General features: G+C 42.1%; 5 protein-coding genes. 2 read left to right on the top strand and 3 right to left on the bottom strand.

Going from position 1 to position 6284, the window contains the following annotated elements:
• Window positions 1-49: 49 nt before the first annotated feature.
• Both PX482_RS19785 and PX482_RS19790 read left to right on the top strand, forming a co-directional pair.
• Window positions 50-775 carry a 2-phosphosulfolactate phosphatase family protein gene (locus PX482_RS19785; protein WP_002759138.1) on the top strand — a complete coding sequence of 242 codons (726 nt, stop codon included), beginning with the start codon at window positions 50-52 and terminating at the stop codon, window positions 773-775.
• 304 nt (window positions 776-1079) lie between these two features.
• Window positions 1080-2327, top strand: coding sequence for a bifunctional folylpolyglutamate synthase/dihydrofolate synthase (locus tag PX482_RS19790; protein WP_288122906.1), 1248 nt, complete (start codon window positions 1080-1082; stop codon window positions 2325-2327).
• On the opposite strand, the gene PX482_RS19795 is transcribed toward PX482_RS19790, so the two are convergent.
• The 3 genes from PX482_RS19795 to PX482_RS19805 all read right to left on the bottom strand — a co-directional run bounded on the left by PX482_RS19795 (window position 2301) and on the right by PX482_RS19805 (window position 6194).
• Complete coding sequence (locus tag PX482_RS19795; RefSeq protein WP_002759136.1) at window positions 2301-3890, bottom strand: DUF3352 domain-containing protein; 1590 nt, start codon at window positions 3888-3890, stop codon at window positions 2301-2303. The genes PX482_RS19790 and PX482_RS19795 overlap by 27 nt on opposite strands.
• Window positions 3891-4065: 175 nt before the next feature.
• Window positions 4066-5214 carry a quinone-dependent dihydroorotate dehydrogenase gene (locus PX482_RS19800; RefSeq protein WP_002759134.1) on the bottom strand — a complete coding sequence of 383 codons (1149 nt, stop codon included), beginning with the start codon at window positions 5212-5214 and terminating at the stop codon, window positions 4066-4068.
• Between the two features lie 104 nt (window positions 5215-5318).
• Window positions 5319-6194 carry a J domain-containing protein gene (locus tag PX482_RS19805; protein WP_002759132.1) on the bottom strand — a complete coding sequence of 292 codons (876 nt, stop codon included), beginning with the start codon at window positions 6192-6194 and terminating at the stop codon, window positions 5319-5321.
• Between the last annotated feature and the right edge of the window lie 90 nt (window positions 6195-6284).

A 6284-nucleotide genomic window follows, 5' to 3' on the forward strand; every position in this document is an offset into this window, starting at 1 on the left:
GCGGTATGTTGAGCTTATTTCCCCTTTTACTTTTTACTTGGTATAAATCGTGCAGGTTTTCATTTATCATACTCCCGAACTTACCCCCGTCCATACTCTACCCGATTGCGCCGTCGTTATCGATGTTTTAAGAGCAACAACCACGATCGCCACTGCCCTTAATGCCGGTGCGGAAGCAGTGCAAACCTTCAGCGATCTGAAAACCCTGATGCAGGTGAGCGATACCTGGCAACCGGAAAAACGTCTCCGAGCAGGAGAAAGAGGTGGCGCGAAAGTGGAAGGCTGCGATCTGGGCAATTCTCCCCTCGATTGTACCCCTGATTTAATGAAAGGTCGTCGTCTGTTTATCAGTACCACTAACGGCACTCGCGCTCTGCAAAGAGTGGAAGAATCCCCAATCGTGATCACTGCGGCCATGATCAATCGGCAAGCTGCCGTTAATTACTTATTGGATAGGCAGCCCGAAACCGTCTGGATTGTTGGCTCTGGTTGGGAAGGGGGTTATTCTCTGGAAGATACGGCCTGTGCTGGAGCGATCGCCGATGCGCTACAAGAACAATCGGGGCAAATGGCGATCGGTAATGATGAGGTTATCGCCTCGATCGCTCTTTATCGTCAATGGCAAAATGATCTTTTAGGAATGTTCCACAGTTGTAGTCATGGTCAGCGCCTCTTGCGTCTCCACTGTCAAGAAGATTTAAAATACTGCGCTAATATTGACTCTCTTGATGTTTTACCGATCCAAAAAGAACCGAGCATTTTAGTCAAACTTTAGACATTATCACCCAGAGAAAGGGTCATCAGTGCCGGTAGGAGTATCGATCCTAGCCGGATTCCTTTATTTAGGGTCTGCTGAATAAATCTAAAAACCTTGTTGAATAAAACTTTTAGACCTTTTTGAAATCCAAAAGTGCCTCGTCTGGGAGTGATCAGGGGGAAAATTCAGGTACTTTTTCCCTGAAAATTAGGTAATTGAGCAGATGAAAATCGGTAAAACCCTACACCCCACACCCCACACCCCACACCCTACCCCCACCGAAAAACTTTTTGCCGCAAACCCTATTTATAGTTTGCCAACCATGACTATCGATTCTTTACTGCAACCTTTTCAGCGTTTTGGTGTCAATCTCGGTTTAGAAAGAATAAAAAATCTGCTGGAGATTTTAGGCAATCCCCAAGATAAAATTCCGATTATTCATGTCACAGGAACTAATGGCAAAGGTTCGGTTTGTGCCTATCTATCATCTATTCTCAGCACCGCCGGTTACAAAGTCGGACGTTATATTTCTCCCCATTTAATTGATTGGACAGAAAGAATCTCTATTAATGGCGAAAATATTGAAACCGCGACTTTAGAAAACCTGCTTAAAAATCTACAGTCGCTTATCGATCCCCAGCAGGAAAGTCCTACTCAATTTGAGGTAATTACTGCCGCTGCTTGGCTGTATTTTGCTCAGGAAAAGGTGGATATTGCCGTGATGGAAGTGGGTTTAGGAGGAAGATTAGATGCGACTAATGTTTGCGCTCAACCTTTGGTTACTGTCATCACTTCTATCAGTCGGGAACATTGGCAAAATTTAGGGCCGACGGTTGCCGATATTGCAGGGGAGAAAGCGGGGATATTAAAAGCGAATTGTCCCGCAGTTATCGGACAATTACCGGAATCAGCGCAGGGGGTAGTTAGGGAGAGAATCAAGCTGTTAAATTGTCCGACGGTATGGGTAGAAGCTGCCGAAAAAATTGCCGATAATCGGGCCAAATATCAAGGGTTAGAATATCCTTTATCCTTAGCGGGAGATTTTCAATTAACTAATTCGGCTATAGCGATCGCTGTTGTTAATATTTTACGTCAGCAAGGTTGGCAAATTAGCGATGAAGTCGTGCAAGAAGGAATGGCAAAAACTCGCTGGTTAGGACGTTTACAAACCGTTAATTGGTGTCAGCGAGAAATTTTAATAGATGGCGCTCATAATCCTGCTGCTGCCATTGGTTTAAGGCATTATGTAGATAGTTTAAAGGCTCCAAAAATTATCTGGGTGATGGGTATTTTATCGACTAAAGATCATCGGGAAATATTCCAAGCTTTATTAAGAAAAGGCGATAGTTTATATTTAGTTCCTGTCCCGGATCATAGCAGTGCCAATCCTGAAACCTTAGCGGAATTAGCGGCTTCAATTTGTCCAGAATTATCTCACCTAGAGAGTTGTTCCGATGTATTTTTAGGACTAAAAAAAGCCATCCAAGAATCTGCCGATAGTCGTATAATTCTCTGTGGATCGCTTTATCTAGTCGGTTACTTTTTAGGGAGTTTGTTTCAGGGAAAATAAAACATCAATTTTACTGGTGGTTTTATCAGGCATAGTGGCAGTAATTCCGATCCCGCGTACCGATTCTAAAAAGGCCTTTGCTTCTGGGGTTAATTCCGTGGCTGGAAGATTATTAATTCCCCCTGCTTTAGCAATAATTTGCTCCACATCGATGAAAAAATAACCGAGATTATTTTTAGGCAAATTTGCGATCGATGCTTGGAAATTCTCACTTTTGCTAATCGGTTGATTCGGTTGGGGTTGATAGGGAATTCCGACGGTCATTTTTAGGGTATCATTATTAGGCCAAGCATAGGTTAAAATAGCTTGTTCTTCCGCTTTCCATTCAGTTACATCTTGGCCAGAAATTTGACTGTTTTTTATGGTGATAAAGGGAACAGTTTTCACCAATTCATTTAACTTATCGAGGGTAATTTTTGCCGCTTTCTGATCGCCGGTTTGCCAGATCATCATTCCCCCAAAACCTAACCCTCCCACTGCTTGCTGGTTGGGGATAATTCCAAAGGCAAATTCTCGATCCATCCAGTTGAAAACTTCTTGATCCGCGTCAAGGGTTGCCATCTGAAAATTCTCACGGATCTGACGCAGAAAAACTTGTAATTCTGGGTTAGTTTGGGACTGTTTTTCTGCTTCTTCCCATCCCTGTTTAAGATTATTACCACTCCAAAGTGCGATGGTATCTCCGGGTAAATAATTTAAAACTTGATTTCTGCTGGGGGAAGGTAGGTTAGAAATAGTTTCAGGAGCAAGTTTAGCCACCATTTGTAACTGTAATCCCGTATCGGTGACACCCACTCCTGCGACAACATCTTGAATTTTTGCTAATTCTTGCCGACTTTGGGGAGATAAATTAGCATCTGGTCCCAAGATTGCGGCATAATCATCGATATAAATTGTCGCTAGGGTATTGGGGAGGTTGAGGGATTGGGAAAGCAGTTTTCTCACTTCCGGTTTACTGCTAAAAGATGGCTGTCCTCGGTAGGTATCGATCGCCGCTTCTAACACCTTTTTATCGTAGGATATCAACAAAAAATCCCCCGCAACGGCAATATAAATGGTGGTGTTATCCTGCCAATCTATAGCAGTAATTTTAACACCTTTGTAGTCACTGGTGCTAGTTTTGCGATTAACTTGTTGTCCTAGTTTTTTCTGGAATTCCGACGCTTTAATTTTATCTTTGATGCCGATAACCGTTAATAATTCCGATTGTCCGGGGGTAGCTGCGGGAAGGAAAGCAAAGCTAATACTACCGATCCAAGGTTCGATATCCCGTTGATAATCAATCTTATCAGTGAAGATATTTTTTTGTAATTCTTCTAGTCCTTGACTAACCGCAGTTCGCGATTCTGGTGTACCATATTTAGCTAACACTGACCAAGCTTTTGCATCCGTGGAGACAAAACTACTAGCAAAGGCAGTTTCTGGGATAACTTTTGCCGATTCTAAGGGGGTGAATCTTTGCCAAGGAAGTTGTCCTCGTAGATAAAGATAGACACCTCCTGCGGTTACTGCTGTTAGTCCTAGGACGACTAAACAACCGGGTAAAAATGATTTTTTTGACATAGAATTGTGGTTTGGTTAAAAAGTTCCATACTTGGCGATCGATTTGTCTGCGGTTGTAGTCTCTAGAGTAGTCCTATTGTAGTTATCCTAATTATCTTATCTTATCCCCAAAGGTGACAGACAACATTTCAGCTAATTTTTCCGAAATTATTGCTAATTACCGGAGAAAATTGGCTCATTCTTGGTTAGCTTGCCAACCCACCGCTTGATTAATATTAGTCAACCCATTAGCCTCTAATTTTTCTGTTAATCCTTGTAAAATATTTGATACTAGCCAGGGTCCTCGATATAACCAACCGGTATAAATCTGTAATAAACTCGCACCAGCCGTAATTTTTTCCCAAGCATCATCGAGAGAAAAAATGCCTCCCACTCCAATTATTGGTAAATTGCCTTGGGTTTGCCGATAGATAAAACGGATAACTTCCGTGGAACGTTCCCGCAAAGGTTGCCCACTAATTCCCCCTGCTTCTTCAGTGATTGGTTTACCAGTTTCAGGCAGAATTGTAGTTTTTAATCCCGTGCGTTTAGTGGTGGTATTAGTAGCGACAATTCCAGCTAATTGATAGGAGAAAGCTAAGTCAATAATTGTTCTGATATCTTCCCATTCTAAATCGGGAGAAATTTTCACTAATAGGGGTTTTCTGCCTTGATTTTCTGTTTGTAAAATGTGGAGGATTTTATCGAGTTGTTCACCACTTTGCAGGGAACGCAAACCGGGAGTATTGGGAGAACTAACATTAACGACAAAATAATCGGCATGGGGGAATAAATAGCGAAAACTGCCTAAATAGTCCTCCGGGGCCTTTTCTAGGGGCGTATTTTTCGATTTACAGAGGTTAATGCCGATGGGAATCTGTCGGGGTTGTCGTTGCCAAGATTGCTGGAGAGTTGCCGCTAGAACCGGCGCACCGAGGTTATTTGCCCCCATACGGTTTAATCCGGCCAAATCTTCCGGTAAACGAAATAATCTCGGTTTTGGGTTGCCCGGTTGCCCTTCTAGGGTGACAGCACCCACCTCGGCAAAACCAAAGCCGAAATTATGCCAAAGTCCTGCCCCTAAACCGTCTTTATCGAATCCTGCCGCCAATCCGACGGGATTGGGGAAATTTAACCCCCAGAGGCTTTGAGATAGGCGAGAATCGCTAAAACTGAGGGATTCTGATAATTGTGAGATTAACCATTGTCCCCAAAATTCCCCCCGCGAGCGATCGATTTTTTGCAGAGTATTTAATAATTGTTTTTGTGTTCCTTCTAAATTGCCCCGAATAGCCTTGAAAGCTAGAGGATAAAAAGGTTTAATTGTGTCAATTATATTGATCATAAAAAGACAGGAATTAAGGGTTAGGTGTAGGGTGGGTTAGGCAAGAACAAGTTATGTTTTTGACAAAAAATTTCAAATTTGCCGTAACCCACCTAGCATAATCTTTATAAACCTTGACGAGGGTTAAAAGTTTCAATCGCCCGTATTTTTTGATAAAGTTCTAATTCTTCAGGGCTAGGATTGGGAGGATTAACTAATATAATTTCCACTAATTGATCGCCCCTTTCTCCTTGGGAAGTGGGATAACCTTTGTTAGCCAAACGTAATCTTTGACCACTTTTTACTCCCTTAGGAATCATCATTTTAACTAACCCGTCAATGGTAGGAATTTCCACAAAACCGCCCACAATTGCCTCGCTAGGAGTAATCGGTACTTGACAGACAATATCAGAACCTTGAATCCTAAAAAAAGGATGCCTAGCGATAGTTATTTTTAAATATAAATCACCCCCTTCAATACCCTGACCTTTGAGACGAATTTTCTGACCATCGATCATAGCTGCCGGCATATCAACCTCTATTGATCTACCATCTTCCAGACGAATTCTTTGTCTGCCACCTTGATAGGCTTTCTCTAAAGGTAAAGTTAATTTTGCTTCCACATCTCGACGAGTTAAACGGGGAGAGGAGGCAATTTTAGCGCGCTTAGTATTAAGGTTATTAAAATCTCTAAACTTCCATAAATCCTGTTCTGTACGGGGGATTTTTCCATTACCGTTACTATTCGCTTTTTCCCCCGGACGTATCCCGCGGCGTTTATTTCCTGTCAAGGAACGATTATACTCAACCCGTTTTTCTTCATCGGAGAGAACATCATAAGCTTCATTAATATCTTTAAACTTTTCTTCGGCCGATTTATCCCCCGGATTAACATCAGGATGATATTGACGCGCCAGTCGTCGAAAAGCCTTTTTGATCTCGTCACCAGTAGCCGTGCGAGATACTCCTAAAACATCATAATAATTAACTAATTGTGGCATATATTCAGTTATCAGTTATCAGTTATCAGTTATCAGTTATCAGTTATCAGTTATCAGTTATCAGTTATCAGTTATCAGTTATCAGTTATC

This window comes from Microcystis sp. M53602_WE12, assembly GCF_030065455.1.
In the GTDB taxonomy this organism is placed as follows: Bacteria; Cyanobacteriota; Cyanobacteriia; order Cyanobacteriales; family Microcystaceae; genus Microcystis; species Microcystis aeruginosa.